Here is a 15,098-nt window from a genome sequence, read left to right as displayed (position 1 = left end):
AAGCAGGCATAATGCCTGCTTTTTTATTATGAACGAACCGAATATAAAGTTTGCGGTTTTTTTGCGGTTCAAACACTTTTTGGAAATGTTAGAATATTACATAAAAAGACATAAAAGGAGGGGTCCTGTGAATCCGGTTTTATCATCGTCAGAAGTTGGCGTGAAAATCAATGAATGGTATAAAATGATACGTCAATTTAGTGTCCCGGATGCAGAGATTTTAAAGGCAGAGGTGGAGCAAGAAATCCAACGGATGGAGGAAGATGAGTATTTACTCATTTACTTCTCCCTAATGAAATTCCGTCATCAGCTCATGTTAGATTATTTGGAACCCGTAACAACACGTATAAGACCAACTATTGACGAACTTCTCGAAAAAATTGAGACTTCAAATAAAGGCATATCTGGTCTTTTGTCATATTATTCTCTGTTTTTCAGAGGGATGTACGAGTTTGATAAGAAGCAATACATGAATGCTATCTACTATTATAGAGAAGCCGAAAAGCAGCTTATACATGTCCCTGATGAGATCGAAAGGGCAGAGTTTCATTTTAAGTTAGCTGAAGCATATTATGGTATGAAGCAAAGTCATGTGTCTATGCATCACGTTAAACAAGCATTGGATATTTATAATCAATATGAACTTTATAAGGTGCGAAAAGTTCAATGTATGTTTGTTATCTCAGGGAATTATACTGATTTTAAACATTACGAAAAAAGTCAGCCGCATCTTGAAAAGGCATTAGAGTTATCTAGGGAATTGAATAACAAAAGGTTGATTAGTTCTGCACTATATAATTTAGGCACTAATTTTGCTGACAGTGGTGATTACGAGCAGGCGGAAGTATACATAAAGCAAGCAGTGGAGATTACAGAAAAAGAAAAGCTCACAAACTTGCCACATTCTTTATTTTCTTATGCAAAAATCCTTTTTAAACAAGGAAAAATGAATGAGGCTATCCAAGTAAGTAAGAAAGGTTTGTCAGCAGCTCTTTATCAAGGTGATGAGCTTTTCGCAAAATTACAGGGATATTTAAAAGCTCTTTATGTCGATGCAGTGGACCAACAAGGTGTTAATCAAACAATAGAATACTTAGAAAAAAATAAGAACTATTCATATATTGAAGACATTGCCTGTGAGACCGCAGCTGCTTACGCAAACTCAAAAGAATTTGAAACATCCTATGTATATCATCAGAAAATGCTTGAGACTCAAACACAAATTCAAAGGGGAGAATGCCTGTATGACTTTTAAAAAGAAGGTATGCCTAATCCTGGGTTTGTCACTTGTTTTAGTGTGTGGTTTCGGATCCAACTTAACAGAAGATCAAACTCAAAACACATTTCATATTGCCTCTGATCGTTTTCAAACTTGATAATACTACCCTAAACCTCCTTCATAAATGGAGGTTTTTTTATTTGATATTAACAGAAACAATGGAATCAAATGCGATATAATTAGTCCCCCCTTTAAATTCTTGGGGATAACCTTACTTTTGAGGGAGAGAAAAAGGCAATAGGGCACCGCAAATTAAAATTTTCGGTAGATCATAATAACTTTTGGCTTGGTATTAAGAATCTTGAATATATGCTAGGTAACGGAGAAAGTGACAGGTTGGGGCTGTCAAAGAAAACACCAGATTATTAAGAAGCAAAAGGTAAAGAAACTAAGTTGGAAAACTAAACTTTAAATTAATTCAGGCTGTGAGAAAAATCTCAACAGCCTTTTATAATTGTTTAGGAGCAAGTGGATTGATAGTATGGACAAATGGTATCTAAAAAAGGAAAGAGTTTTAAGCCTTTTCTTTTTTTCTATTATGTATATGAGCAAATTTTCTGTGCCTTTCAACTTCTATTTCTGGGTTATGTTTAATTTAACCAAGCATTTTTTAAAAGCTGTGAGCCAAATGTAATTTCATCAAAGTTGAGATGAGCAAAACCTAACTTTATGATTGATTTATCAGGCATAGTGTTAACGAAATGAACGGAAGTGGGATATACTTTCACACCGTACTGCAAAGCACGCTGAATTAATTTCTCTTCTGGACAATTCAGATGAACTCTCACTAATATATATAATCCGGACTGCTCGCCGATGATTGTCACATGATCCCCAAACTGCTGCTTTAAATTTGAAATTAAGTGTTGCATCTTACGTTTATATACAATGCGCATACGCTTAATATGGCGAGTCCATTCACCAGCCTTTATAAATTCAGACATGGTTAGCTGATTAAGCAAAGAAGCAGTGTTTTCGAAATGAAGAAACCGTTTTTTATACTTATGCAAAATGGGCTGCGGCAAAACCATATAACTTATACGGATGCCGGGAAGAAAGGCTTTTGAGAAATTCCCCAAATAGATCACTCGTTCTGATTGAATGGATGCAAGGGCGGGAAACGGCTGTTGCGTATAACGGAACTCACTATCATAATCATCTTCAATAATATATCCCTCTCTATTATTCGCCCAATTGATCAGTGTTTGACGATGCTGAATGGTCATGCTTACGCCGTAAGGGCTATGATGGGAAGGAGTCACATAGATTAATTTCTCTTTAAGTGCATTTAATTGAGAAAAGTCAGCTCCACTTTCATAAACAGGAAGCGTTTCTAAATGAAGTCCATGAAATTGAAAAGCTTCCCTGGCACCTTCATACCCCGGATTTTCAACTACAATTCCGTAAAACTCCTCTTTTAGAATGTGGCAAAGATATATTAGCATTTGTTGCGTACCACTGCCGATAATAATAGAATTAGCATCTGTTTTCACCCCACGTGATTCTAAGAGATAAGTGGCAATTTGCTCACGGAGGCTCATTTCTCCAAATGGTTCACTGTACAGATAGCTTTTCTCTAATGACAAAACCTGATTGTATAATTTTCTCCATGTTTTTAGCGGAAAATGCTTTTGATCGACGGCTCCGGCGCGAAAATCAATCAGTATCGGTTGTGACGTTTCTGTTTTATCAGCTCGAACCTCAGCATTTTCTTGTCTTAAAAGGGGTCCTACTTCATTTGCAAAATACCCTTTACGTGATTCTCCGCGAATGTATCCCTCTGCTAAAAGAAGATCATAGGCCATTAGCGTTGTATTGCGACTTACCTGCAGGGAATTGGCCAGTTCTCGAATGGATGGCAGCTGCTCATTTACTTTTATATTTCCATGCTCGATTAATGCCTTAAATTGCTCGTAAATTTGTTTGTATTTCGGAGTGTCGCTTTTGAAAGCGAAAATCATGCTTTTCATTCGTTTTTCTCCTCTGACATGTATATTTAACTAAAACTGTACCTTTTAAAATGTCAGTTGTTATCTTATCCTAAAAGTACTTTGTCAATCCATTGAAATGAAGAATATTCACTTGGAGGGATTTCTAAAATGAAAAATCTAAATGTTGCTATTCCTACACCTTTTAATGAGGATGAAAGTCTATTCTTAGAAGGATTTGATCCTATTGTGGAACATTTAAAAAATAACGGTATCAATTCATTACTAATATGCGGTACTACTGGTGAACAACATTCACTGAGCATAGATGAACGTATTCAGATCATTGAGTATTTCAGTCAGCGAAAATCCGATGATATCGAACTTATGTTTGGTGTTTCAGCTACGAGAACAAGTGATGCCATAAAATTAATTGAAAAAATTGAGAAAACTCATATTCATTCAATATTAATTGGTTTTCCGCCTTATATAAGACCTACACAAAAGCAAGCTATTTATTATGTTGACGAACTTCTTAGTCATACATCTAAAGAGGTTGCGCTTTATAATAACCCTACCAGGACTGGTTTTAATTTGAGTGAGAAAGCACTTAATGATTTACTAAGCCGACATTCAAATATAAGGGGACTTAAAGAAGGGGGCGATGTTCATCGGCATAAACAAACAGACTTCCCTAATAATTTTATTATGTTTGCAGCTGGAGATGTAAACCTTCCAGAAATGATTAAAAATGGATGCAATGGTCTATCAAGCTTGGTTGGAAATGTTTATCCTGATGAGATCAAAGTAATTTTCAATGACTTATTAGAAAATAAACATGTAGATTTAAATAGATTAAACGAACTTATAAATGAAGTTATAAACGATCACACTCTTATTAATATAAAAACTCACTATAAAAATATTGGTTTAAAAATAGGAAATTGTCGATCACCGATCATAAAAATGTAAGATGGCGCCTTAGTTTGTTATAGAAAGGACTAACTTTGAGAAAGTGGAAGGAAATTTAAGGCTGTCGAGAAAAAACTCGACAGCATACCCTATATTGTGCGATTTTTATCTTTACCTAAATTTAATGAGGTACTAGAAGGGTTTGTTTTAGTAAATGGCATAAAGTAATTAAGTATTAACCCTGCTAAACAAACGGTCAATAAAGTCCCTATACCAATTGGTCCATTCAAAATTATTGCCATTATCAAGAATATTAGGTAAATGAGTGTTCTTGCAAAAAATAGATTTGTTCTGGTTAATTCTTGTATGATTAAAGTTAATCGATCAATTGGAATTGGCGCAAAATTGGTGTGTAAATATGTTGCAGTTCCTATTCCTATTACAACTAGCCCGATTCCGAAACAAACAACTTTGCTATACCATTGTTCAGGTGTTATTAAATCCTGCAATAAAAAAAGCCACATATCAATGCCAATACCTGTTATAAATGCTGTTAACATCTCCAAAATTTCTGGTCTTTGTCTCTTTAAAATTGAATTGAAACAAATCAGTATTAAGGCTAATATAATTTCCCAACTTCCCACAGTAAGTCCCACATTTGTGGACAGTCCAACCAATAGAGCATCAAAAGGTGAAGTGCCAAGGTTTGATTGAATCGTGAAAGAAATGCCGAGGGTTAAGATTGAAATTCCTAATATATAAAACAAATATTTCATTGTACTCAGCCTCTTTTTTATTATTTTTTTGTTGTATTTACAACAAAGTTAGTTTATATTCAATATATGTTATTTATATTGTATTTGCAACAAAAATAAGTTCTAAGGGGGTAATGATGAAGGAAATTCTTCGTGAAATTGGAATGATTGCAAGGGCGTTAGATTCTATAAGTAATATCGAATTTAAAGAACATGACCTTACCAAAGGGCAGTATTTGTATCTTGTGCGAATATGTGAAAACCCAGGAATCATCCAAGAAAAGCTAGTTGAAATGATCAAAGTAGACAGAACGACAGCGTCTCGTGCAATTAAAAAACTTGAAATGAAATGTTTCATTGAAAAGAAAGATGATGAACATAACAAAAAAATAAAAAAACTCTTTCCAACTGAGAAGGGGAAAAATGTATTTCCATTTATAAAAAGTGAAAATGAGCATTCAAATCGTGTTGCTTTAGCGGGATTTTCTGAAAAAGAAGCAGAGTCTATTTTCAATTTTCTTCAAAGAATAAGAAAAAATATAGAAAAAGATTGGGAATATGTTAAGAAGGGAAACAAAAGAAGTTATTTATAAAGAAGGAGCTTTATAAAAGTGAACATTATAATAAAAAAGTGCATTCATGAAGATTTAAACATACTTCAAGAAATAAGTATTGAAACGTTCAACGACACATTTAAAGATCAGAATTCACCTGAAAATATGAAAGCCTATTTAGAAAAAGCTTTTAACTCTAAACAATTTGAATTGGAGTTATCCAATACTTGGTCACAATTCTATTTTGTTTTTTTAGATAATGAAGTAGCTGGATATTTAAAGGTCAATACAAATGATGCTCAGTCGGAAGAGATGGGTGATGAATCACTTGAAATCGAAAGGATTTATATAAAGAAGAAATTCCAAAAACATGGCCTGGGTAAACATCTGTTTAATAAAGCTGTGGATATTGCACTGGAATGTAATAAAAAGAAAATTTGGCTAGGTGTATGGGAAAAAAATGAAAATGCCATTGCTTTTTATGAAAAGATGGGATTTATTAAAACAGGAGCGCACTCATTTTATATGGGCGATGAAGAACAAACTGACTTCATCATGATCAAGACACTCATATAAATTTTTACAAGGGGGATGGATAGTTATGTATATTCCGAAATACTATAAGGTAACAAATATTAATGAGATTTGGGACTTTGTTAAAGAAAACTCTTTTGGCACAATTGTGACAACAAGAAAAGGGAAACCCATTGCTACTCATTTACCATTGCAGCTAGTGCAAGAAGGAGATACTTACTTTATAACGGGGCATATCGCTTATGGGAATCCTCAATGGAGAACATTTGAAACCAGTGAAGATGTACTGGTGATGTTTCAGGGACCACACGCTTATATCTCTTCTTCTTGGTATAAACAGGAAAATGTGCCAACATGGAATTATCAAGCTGTACATGTATATGGTACAGCTAGCATTTTAAACGAAGAAGAGTTAAAACAAGACTTAACATCGTTGCTACAAAAATATGAAAAACATCGTGAAAATCCGGTTTTATGGGATAGGCTTTCTCCTCAATTATTAGAACAAGAATTGAAAGGTATTGTTGGTTTTAAGATTAGAGTACAAGAAATTCAAGCTGCCAATAAATTAAGTCAAAATCGTCATGAAGAGGACTATCAGAACATCGTAAATAAACTCTATGAAGAAAAGGATATAAATTCTCAACAAATGGCGCAACTGATGGAGAGCAAGTTCAAAAAGGAAAATTAAATGCTATTTTTATAATTTAAGATTTTTCTTTACAAGAATTAGTTTTGTTAATGAAAACAATCAAATTGTAGAGGGGATTTTCAGTATGCCTCAAGAAGTAGCAGGTATTAGAATTCCAGATACTCAATTGGCGAAAGATGCAGCAGATATTTTACGCGAGCATGGGGACAATTTATTGTGGAATCACTCAAATCGTGTATTTTTATTTGGTGCAGTTAACGGGAGAAAAACAAAGCAGCATTATGATTTAGAATTGCTTTATGTAAGTGCATTATTCCATGATTTAGGCTTAACAAGAAAATTCAGCAGTCTAGATTTAAGATTTGAGGTAGACGGTGCAAATGCAGCCAGGAGCTTTTTGCAACAGTACCAAATTCCGGATGAATCAATTCGTCTTGTTTGGGATGCTATTGCATTGCATACTACACCTGGCGTTGCAGAACATAAAGAGCTTGAAGTGGCATTACTCTTTTCAGGTGTTGGTTTAGATGTAATGGGAGATGGATTTGAACAATTCCCAGCCGACTATCGTGAAGAAATTATAAAAGCATTCCCACATAAGCCTGAGACTACTTTTGGAAATATGAAGGAGGATATTGTTAAACACTTTAGGCCAAACTATAAAAATAAAAATTTCTGTGATTGTATTTTGCACTCACCTTGGACTGAATAGAGAAAAAGAAACAGAGTTTGTTAGAGGATTAAACCATGTGTTTACTTCTCTTTTTTTGTGTCTTTGAAAGGATCGAAGAGGTTGGCAGTCATTTCTTCCAGCTGTTAAGGAACAAAAAGTTGAAAAAGTAATGAGTTATGTTTTGAGTTGCTAATATAAAGAGGTTATGAGTTAACTATGAAATAGTAAAATCAAAAACTCATCAGTTTTACTAATTAATTTGTTTATTCAATTGTATTCCAGTGCGGATTCCAAACTATTTCCCATAAGTGCCCATCGGGATCTTGGAAGTGACCGGAGTATCCGCCCAAAAAAGTATCGAGCAGGATCAGTTATAGTTGCTCCTGCCTGTTTTGCCTGTTCCATTATTTTATCGACTAGCTTTACATTATGTCCTAATGTAAATTCGGCAGGGCTCGGTGCAGTTAAAGTAACTTTTGTCTCATGTGCGATGTCTTTGCGATTCCAAATGGCAAGTTTTAGTCCTGTTTGTAAGTCAAAAAAGGCTACTGTACTATGTTCAAATTTGTACCAACTATTCCTTCTGTAGGCAGACCCAGACCATCCCGATAGAAGTGCAGCGAATTTTTCTAAGTTATCTACGCCTAAAGTGATTACTGTAATCCGTGGTTTCATTAGCAATGTAACCTCTCAAGTTAGTTGAAAGTAAATTATATCAATTTGTTATCCCCCTTTTTGAAATGCACAAAAAACATTATTTTTTTTAGGAAACGGAATATGAGAAGATTTAGAATATTAAATATTAGGCTAACGATAATACTCGTCTGGGAATTAATGGCATCTGTCATATTCAAATTCCATAGCCGTTTATTTTAACATACATTTATAAAAAAGAGACCAAGCTATTTACTTGGTCTCTCACTATTTCTATTTATAACTTTTTACTGATTAGCGCTAAGTTGACGGAGAATATCTTGCACATCTACATGAGCTCTATGCTCAATAATTTTACCGTCAGCAATGCGTAGCAACATCATAAGAGAGAATTTAACGCTTTTTCCTGTTGCAGGAACTCCAGAAAAGGGAATACCTGTATGCCTGCCTTCAAAAATAAAATATGCTGCAACAAGGTCGCCTTCAGCTACCATTGCTTTAATTGGCATTTTGAAACGTGGAAAAGCATCAAAGTTTTTCTTTTCTGATTCAATTAAACCCTCTACGCCTGGAAACGGTGTATCTACTCGTGGATAGAATACGAAGTCTTTATGGCAAAAGTCTTTTAAGTCCTCGTATTTTTCTTGTTCAATCGTTTCAAAGTAACGACGCACTAATTCTTTATTGTTTTCAACAGACATAATGAAAGCTCCCTCCCTAGTTAAAACTTCATTTCATGTGTTAGACTAAAATGAATATGATTCACCGTCTTCAGGCACTAAAACATCAGAAGCGATTCCTTTTTCATTAATAAAGGATTTTAGTTCTTCTTTTGATAATCCCCAATGATTTACAGCTTCCATATGGCTTACAATAATTTTTGCTTTTGGAGCAGCCTTATATGTTTCATAGATATCTTCTTTACCCATGATGAGAGAACCGCCTTCGTAGAATTGATTATCTCCGCCATTTACGACAATGATTTCTGGTTGATGTGTATCAATCTCTTCCTGAACGGCATCATACCATACTGTATCTCCGGCTACATATAGCGTTTTCTCGCTTTGGTGTTTGAAGACAACACCGCAAACAAGACCTGCAAGTTTTAAAATTTCTCCTCTTCCGTGTTCGCCTTTTGTTTTAATCAACTGAATGCCTTCAAAGGCTGTATCTTTTGTTAAAACCTCTACATTTTTGAATCCGGCATTTCGTATTTCTGTTACATCTTCTTCATTTTGAGAGAACAGCTTGATATCTTTTGGCAATACCTCTTTAGCAGCCTCATCCCAATGGTCATAATGGAGATGAGTAACAATAACAGCATCAATATCTTTAATAATATTGTCAACAGATGTTGGCAATTCAACCAAGGGGTTATTTTGATCTTGTCTTGGCGCATTTGGGAATGGAGGGTAAGCACCTTTTTCAGCTAACATAGGATCTATTAAAAACTTTTTGCCTGCATATTCGACAACAAGTGTGGCATTACGAATTTGTTGTATTTCCATGTGAAACACTCCTTTTTTTGATATGTGTATAGTTTACATACAGCTGCTGTATAAATACATGGAACAAATCAAGTCTTTCTGTCGATTGACTTGATTTTTGAAAGTATGTATTTTATTTTGTATAATTCGTTAGCAAATGAGAGAATCAGATTAAAAAATAATACTTCTTCAGGGGGCTTTTATAAACACGAAGAATTAATGAAAGGAATAATTTACATGTTAGATCATACTGATATGAAAATTTTAGAAGAGTTATCAAAAAATAGCCGTATTTCAATGAAACAATTAGGAGAAAAAGTTCATTTGACAGGGCAAGCAACTGCCTCTAGAGTTGCCAAGTTAGAAGACAACGGTGTTATTGAGGGATATACAATTAGAGTAAATCAACAGAAATTGGGATGGAACATACATGCCATGCTGAATATCTATACAAAAAGCACATATCATACACCGTTTCTTACATTTATAGAAACACAAGAGAAATATGTAATCAATAATTATAAAATTAGCGGAGATGGCTGTTATCTTCTTGAATGTAGATTTCCGAATAACGAAGTGCTAGATCAATTTTTAACGGAATTAAACAAGCATGTTAATTATAAATTGACAATTTTGATAAATAAATAAAAGGTACCTTTAGGGTGTTTGCAATTTTTGACGGACATGGCACCGATGACGTATTGCTAATCTATATGGGCACAAATTTCATCACAATTTTTAACCTTAATTCGTGAAAACATATAGAAATGATGAAAATGGAAGATAGAGAGTATAATGAAAATAAGCTTTCATAACCAATGATATGGATTTACTATGTTGAGGGACTTGATTTAGATGAAGATACCAAATCATATTGGTATCTTTTTTGTTTTGGCTTTAGAGCTATTAAACCCATCTAGAAGTACCATGATTTGGAATCAATAAAGTAACTTAATACTATATCGAATCAATTTGAGGAAACTGATTGATGATATATTGTTTGAAGTTTTCAGTGACAGGTGATAGATACTTCCCTTCAATCCAAGAAATACCGACTACACGCTCAAACCTTGGCCAACTAATCCGAACCTTTGCGATATTTGTTTGGTCTAACCCTTTAAAATCAGGAAGAATTGAAACACCAAGACCCGCTGCCACAAAACCTGCGATTGTAGCAGCTTCCTCACCTTCAAATACAATGTTTGGGGTAATATTAACCTGTTCAAATATATGATCTATTGTTACTCGAAGAGCGAAACCTTCCTTCATTAGCACAAAAGGCTCATTAGCTATTTCGTTTAAGGTAATATCCTTACGGGCAGCTAACACATGATTTTTGGGCAAAAATAAAAAGAGCTCCTCCTTCCATAAGGGTTTCCACATTATATTTGATTCGACTGGAAAAGAAGCAAGTAGGCACAGATCTAGTTCACCTGATTTTAGTTTATCTAAAAGCTGATTAGAGTGAGACTGGTTTAGTTGGAAATGAACATTTGGGTATTGATCTTTAAATGCTCCAATTAAGTTTGGAACGATAGTCGTACCCAGAGTGTGTAAGAAGCCTAAAGACACTTCACCTTGATCCGGTTTTAAAAGAGATTGAATTTCTTCCTTTCCTTCTGTATATTCTCGAATCATGGAATCAACCCTCTTGAGGAATATTTCCCCATATTTATTTAATTTAATGGACCGGCCTTGTCTATCAAAAAGCGGAACACCTAAGTGATTTTCTAATCTAACAATAGACCGAGAAAGTGCTGGCTGTGTTATTGATAACGTTTCAGCAGCTTTGGTTACATGCTGTATACGAGCAAGAGTTTGAAAGTACTCTAATTGTTCCCATTCCATAAAAAAACCTCTCTTCTTATAAATCATTACATAAAGGAATTAAAATCATATTTATTATGCATTATACATCATGATTTATTAGTGTTAAGCTAAATTTAGCAGCAAAATATATAAATTTTTATATTAATTTTAAACTATTTTCATGTTCAGAAGGAGGACTATTTTAATGAACTATCGAATTGAAAAAGATACTTTTGGAGAAATAAAGGTGCCTGCTGATAAGTTTTGGGGAGCGCAAACACAACGTAGTAAAGAGAACTTCAAGATAGGTTCTGAAAAAATGCCAAAACGTATTGTTAAAGCTTTTGCTATATTGAAGCGCAGTACAGCTATTGCTAATAATCGTTTAGGGAATTTGGATAGTGATAAAACAGAGGTTATTACCTCAGTTTGTGATGAAATTCTTGAAGGTAAATATGATGACAATTTTCCACTCGTTGTTTGGCAGACGGGAAGCGGTACACAAAGCAATATGAATGTTAACGAAGTTATAGCAAACCTTGCAACACTTTTATTAAAAGAGAAAGGCTCTACACAAACTATACACCCAAATGATGATGTCAATCGCAGTCAAAGCTCGAATGACACTTTCCCAACAGCGATGCATGTTGCAGGTGTATTAGCTATCTATGAACAATTAGTTCCTGCACTTGATCAACTTCGGAACACATTAGATGAAAAAGCAAAAAAATTCAATGACATTGTAAAAATAGGTCGTACACATCTTCAAGATGCTACACCTCTTACCCTTGGACAAGAAATTAGCGGTTGGGTATATATGATTGATCGTTCGAAAGAAATGATACTGGAAGCAACTGAAAAAATGCGTGAACTTGCTATCGGGGGTACGGCAGTAGGGACAGGCATTAATGCACATCCACAGTTTGGAGAAGTTGTCTCAGAGGAAATCTCGAAGTTTACAGGCCAACAGTTTAAAAGTTCACCTAATAAGTTCCATGCCTTAACTAGTCATGATGAAATAACGTATGTACATGGTGCTATGAAGGCATTAGCTGCTGACTTAATGAAAATTGCGAACGATGTTAGATGGCTTGCAAGCGGTCCTCGCTGTGGGATCGGGGAAATTTCAATCCCGGAAAATGAGCCTGGCAGCTCCATTATGCCAGGTAAAGTTAACCCTACTCAATGTGAAGCCCTTACCATGATTGCGGCTCAAATTATGGGGAATGATGCAACTATTGGTTTTGCTTCAAGTCAGGGCAACTTTGAACTAAATGTATTTAAACCAGTTATTATCTATAACTTCCTTCAATCCGTGCAGCTACTGAGTGATGGAATAAAATCTTTCCATGATCATTGTGCGGTTGGTATTGAACCTAATGATAAAACCATTAAAGAAAATCTTTCTGGGTCTTTAATGCTTGTTACAGCATTGAATCCTTATATAGGATATGAAAATGCTGCGAAAATTGCTAAGTTTGCTCATAAAGAAGGCTTAACGTTAAAAGAGGCTGCTGTCCAACTCGAACTATTAACGGAAGAACAATTTGATGAGATGGTTAAACCAGAAAATATGGTGAAACCAAACATTTAAATCTTTTAAGTGAAAACTAGTTACTGATCTGTAACTAGTTTTTTCTTTTTTTACACTCATTGAAAATCGCCTCATTAGGACAAACACTTATTACATAGCATTACCCAAGGGGTGATGCATTTTATGAAGGTAATAATCATCGAGGGACCGCAAGCTGACAAATGCATGAACGATTGCTATCATTATTTAATAAAACTTTATAGGAAGGAGATCCAGGGTGATAGCAATATACCGAGGAACAAGCGATCAAGGGATCGAGCATCGACAGCCAGATCGAGGCCTGTATAAAGAAAGCAGGGACTAAAGATTGTTTGAAGTATGCCGATGAAGGATTTTCTGGAGAGCTTTTAGAACGTCCGGCTTTGAATCGCTTGAGGGAGGATGCAGGCAAAGGACTTATAAGTCAAGTCATTTGTTACGATCAGACCGTCTTTCTCGGAGAGCTTATCAGCGATGAAAAAAAATGATTTTCATAACTCTTTCAAATAGAGAAAGCCGGAATATGAGATCCGGCTTCTTCTGCATTATTTCCCCTTCGCCTTTTTCCGCTTTTCCTTCTCCGCCCGATAAAACTCATGAAACATCTTCATCAGCGCCCGTTTTTCAATCCGCGATACATAGCTGCGCGAGATACCGAGTTCTTTGGCAATCTCACGCTGCGTTTTTTCCTTCTTCAAATCAAGCCCAAACCGTCCGACAATCACTTCCTTCTCACGATCATCTAAAATGTCAATGTATTGTTTCACTTTTTCAAGCTCCATATTGAGCTGGATCGTATCTATCACGTCTTCGTTTTCTGATTTCAAAACGTCAATCAGGCTTATTTCATTCCCTTCCTTATCCTGCCCGATCGGATCGTGAAGGGAGACGTCTTTTTTTGTTTTTTTCAATGCGCGCAAATGCATGAGGATTTCATTATTAATTACAAAAGGGGGGCGCATAGATTTCCCGTAATTGTTTGGCTAAATAAATGTTGAGTCAGCTTCCTGTAGTAAAGGTTCAAACGTTTCTTCGCAAACGAAGGGGATACCTTAAATAACCAAGCTATATTTTCAATTGCATGTGATTGTATGTACGAAAGATTAATATTACGCAACATGAAAGTTGGAATGCAAAAGTGGTATGTAAAATAATTGGACTGCCACTCTAAATAATCTGTCCAAGTTGCAGGCATTGTTTTTTTATCACCTTCATGTCTATATATATGGCAAAATTCATGAGCGAAATCATACCATTGTTCAGTTCGGCTCTTTCGGCTATCCAAGCATATATTATAAATTCCGCTGTGTTTAAGTGCGAAGCTTGTAACAGGTTTAAACGAAAGCCTGATATCTAATGACTCAGCAATCCGTTCAAAATTAATTTGTTCAGGTTCTGTAATATCAATCTTTCTGTATAAGTTTTCAATCCAATCCTCTAAATGACTGTTTGTATACCTCAAGATAAAAAACCTCCTTAAAGACGACAATCTAAAAATTGGATTCGTTTAAATATTATAGGGAAATCAAGACTTTTTTCATAGGAAAATGCGTCTAATGAGATGGAATATGAATAACACGCATCTGGATTTCTCTAGAAAAGTAAAGGTCTTTAGGGATTTATGTCAAAATAATAGTAGGTACCTTATGCAACAAACAGCGAGTTTGGTTGCTTAATAAGGAGGGGGAAGTATGAAAAAAAATATTCACATATTGGGAGCCTCTGGTGTCGGAACTTCAACATTGGGTGCTGCATTGTCAAAGTGTTTGCCTCATACGCATCTTGATACTGATAATTACTATTGGTTAGATAAATTCACTAAAAAAAGAGAAATTCCTGAAAGAAGAAAGTTGCTTGAAAAAGACTTAACAATAAATGAGAAATGGATTCTTTCTGGTGCAGTGTGTGGCTGGGGCGATAATCTAAAAAGTTATTTTGACCTTGTCGTCTTCTTATGGATTCCACAGGAAATACGGCTTGAGAGATTAAGGCATAGGGAATTTCAGCGTTATGGAAATGAAGTGTTAGCCGGTGGCAGTAAATATGAACAATCAAAAGCATTTTTAGAGTGGGCTTCTTTATATGATAATGCTGGAATGGAAGTTAGAAGTAAAACTTTGCATGAACATTGGATGGAAGATTTATCTTGTCCAGTGTTAAAAATTGAAGGCGATTGCTCAGTCAATGAAAGAGTTGACCGTGTCTTGGATTTTTTGAATTCTAATTAAACTAACGGCTAATGATTGATAAAGAAGAACACGCAGCAGATTCGCTTGCTCTTGTTGGGG

General features: G+C 35.1%; 16 protein-coding genes and 3 pseudogenes. 11 read left to right on the top strand and 8 right to left on the bottom strand.

Features of this window, described 5'->3' with window-relative positions; translation table 11 throughout:
- Window positions 1–127: 127 nt before the first annotated feature.
- Complete coding sequence (locus NYE56_RS13060) at window positions 128–1,255, top strand: Rap family tetratricopeptide repeat protein (protein WP_268555569.1); 1,128 nt, start codon at window positions 128–130, stop codon at window positions 1,253–1,255.
- 614 nt (window positions 1,256–1,869) lie between these two features.
- Here the strand turns inward: NYE56_RS13060 and pdxR are convergent.
- Complete coding sequence (gene pdxR, locus NYE56_RS13055) at window positions 1,870–3,249, bottom strand: MocR-like pyridoxine biosynthesis transcription factor PdxR (protein ID WP_268555567.1); 1,380 nt, start codon at window positions 3,247–3,249, stop codon at window positions 1,870–1,872.
- 129 nt (window positions 3,250–3,378) lie between these two features.
- Here pdxR and NYE56_RS13050 point away from each other — a divergent pair, with 129 nt between their 5' ends.
- Window positions 3,379–4,179 carry a dihydrodipicolinate synthase family protein gene (locus tag NYE56_RS13050; protein ID WP_123373027.1) on the top strand — a complete coding sequence of 267 codons (801 nt, stop codon included), beginning with the start codon at window positions 3,379–3,381 and terminating at the stop codon, window positions 4,177–4,179.
- Window positions 4,180–4,268: 89 nt separating this feature from the next.
- Here NYE56_RS13050 and NYE56_RS13045 read toward each other — a convergent pair whose 3' ends face one another.
- Complete coding sequence (locus tag NYE56_RS13045) at window positions 4,269–4,895, bottom strand: YczE/YyaS/YitT family protein (protein ID WP_341283963.1); 627 nt, start codon at window positions 4,893–4,895, stop codon at window positions 4,269–4,271.
- A 116-nt stretch (window positions 4,896–5,011) separates the two neighbouring features.
- Between NYE56_RS13045 and NYE56_RS13040 the strand changes: the two genes are divergently transcribed.
- The 4 genes from NYE56_RS13040 (at window position 5,012) to NYE56_RS13025 (ending at window position 7,326) form a co-directional block, all read left to right on the top strand.
- Window positions 5,012–5,467: a MarR family winged helix-turn-helix transcriptional regulator gene (locus tag NYE56_RS13040; RefSeq protein ID WP_123373029.1), complete on the top strand. Its 456-nt coding sequence runs from the start codon at window positions 5,012–5,014 to the stop codon at window positions 5,465–5,467.
- Window positions 5,468–5,485: 18 nt separating this feature from the next.
- Window positions 5,486–6,004 carry a GNAT family N-acetyltransferase gene (locus NYE56_RS13035; RefSeq protein ID WP_341283962.1) on the top strand — a complete coding sequence of 173 codons (519 nt, stop codon included), beginning with the start codon at window positions 5,486–5,488 and terminating at the stop codon, window positions 6,002–6,004.
- A gap of 25 nt (window positions 6,005–6,029) precedes the next feature.
- Complete coding sequence (locus tag NYE56_RS13030) at window positions 6,030–6,653, top strand: FMN-binding negative transcriptional regulator (protein WP_341283961.1); 624 nt, start codon at window positions 6,030–6,032, stop codon at window positions 6,651–6,653.
- Between the two features lie 85 nt (window positions 6,654–6,738).
- Window positions 6,739–7,326 carry an HD domain-containing protein gene (locus tag NYE56_RS13025; RefSeq protein WP_341283960.1) on the top strand — a complete coding sequence of 196 codons (588 nt, stop codon included), beginning with the start codon at window positions 6,739–6,741 and terminating at the stop codon, window positions 7,324–7,326.
- 224 nt (window positions 7,327–7,550) lie between these two features.
- Here the strand turns inward: NYE56_RS13025 and NYE56_RS13020 are convergent.
- From NYE56_RS13020 to NYE56_RS13010, 3 genes and pseudogenes are all read right to left on the bottom strand, one after another.
- A pseudogene (locus tag NYE56_RS13020) lies at window positions 7,551–7,962 on the bottom strand (VOC family protein).
- 266 nt (window positions 7,963–8,228) lie between these two features.
- Window positions 8,229–8,642: an ester cyclase gene (locus NYE56_RS13015; RefSeq protein WP_341283959.1), complete on the bottom strand. Its 414-nt coding sequence runs from the start codon at window positions 8,640–8,642 to the stop codon at window positions 8,229–8,231.
- A gap of 45 nt (window positions 8,643–8,687) precedes the next feature.
- Window positions 8,688–9,449 carry an MBL fold metallo-hydrolase gene (locus NYE56_RS13010; protein WP_268555560.1) on the bottom strand — a complete coding sequence of 254 codons (762 nt, stop codon included), beginning with the start codon at window positions 9,447–9,449 and terminating at the stop codon, window positions 8,688–8,690.
- A 216-nt stretch (window positions 9,450–9,665) separates the two neighbouring features.
- On the opposite strand from NYE56_RS13010, the gene NYE56_RS13005 reads away from it, so the two are divergent.
- Window positions 9,666–10,076, top strand: coding sequence for an Lrp/AsnC family transcriptional regulator (locus NYE56_RS13005; RefSeq protein WP_123373257.1), 411 nt, complete (start codon window positions 9,666–9,668; stop codon window positions 10,074–10,076).
- 309 nt (window positions 10,077–10,385) lie between these two features.
- Here the strand turns inward: NYE56_RS13005 and NYE56_RS13000 are convergent, their stop codons facing one another.
- Window positions 10,386–11,276: a LysR family transcriptional regulator gene (locus NYE56_RS13000; protein WP_341283958.1), complete on the bottom strand. Its 891-nt coding sequence runs from the start codon at window positions 11,274–11,276 to the stop codon at window positions 10,386–10,388.
- 166 nt (window positions 11,277–11,442) lie between these two features.
- Here NYE56_RS13000 and fumC point away from each other — a divergent pair, with 166 nt between their 5' ends.
- The 3 genes and pseudogenes from fumC to NYE56_RS12985 all read left to right on the top strand — a co-directional run.
- Entirely contained in the window at window positions 11,443–12,831 is a 1,389-nt protein-coding gene (gene fumC, locus NYE56_RS12995) for a class II fumarate hydratase (RefSeq protein WP_341283957.1), read from the top strand.
- 123 nt (window positions 12,832–12,954) lie between these two features.
- Complete coding sequence (locus tag NYE56_RS12990) at window positions 12,955–13,119, top strand: hypothetical protein (RefSeq protein ID WP_080467334.1); 165 nt, start codon at window positions 12,955–12,957, stop codon at window positions 13,117–13,119.
- Window positions 13,077–13,273 (top strand): annotated as a pseudogene (locus NYE56_RS12985) (recombinase family protein); the annotation flags it as partial. The gene NYE56_RS12990 and the pseudogene NYE56_RS12985, both read left to right, overlap by 43 nt.
- Window positions 13,274–13,355: 82 nt before the next feature.
- Here the strand turns inward: NYE56_RS12985 and NYE56_RS12975 are convergent.
- Window positions 13,356–13,754, bottom strand: a pseudogene (locus tag NYE56_RS12975) (sigma-70 family RNA polymerase sigma factor); the annotation flags it as partial.
- A complete protein-coding gene (locus tag NYE56_RS12970) occupies window positions 13,754–14,272 on the bottom strand; it encodes an ImmA/IrrE family metallo-endopeptidase (protein WP_341283956.1) in 519 nt (172 codons plus the stop codon). The pseudogene NYE56_RS12975 and the gene NYE56_RS12970, both read right to left, overlap by 1 nt.
- Window positions 14,273–14,501: 229 nt before the next feature.
- Here NYE56_RS12970 and NYE56_RS12965 point away from each other — a divergent pair, with 229 nt between their 5' ends.
- Window positions 14,502–15,038 carry an ATP-binding protein gene (locus tag NYE56_RS12965; protein WP_327829544.1) on the top strand — a complete coding sequence of 179 codons (537 nt, stop codon included), beginning with the start codon at window positions 14,502–14,504 and terminating at the stop codon, window positions 15,036–15,038.
- The last annotated feature ends 60 nt before the right edge of the window (window positions 15,039–15,098 follow it).

Origin of the sequence: Bacillus sp. FSL R5-0603 (assembly GCF_038050295.1) — a bacterium.
Lineage (GTDB): Bacteria > Bacillota > Bacilli > Bacillales > Bacillaceae > Bacillus > Bacillus subtilis.
The sequence above is the reverse complement of the archived record's forward strand: the minus strand, read 5'-3'. Positions and strand labels throughout refer to the sequence as shown.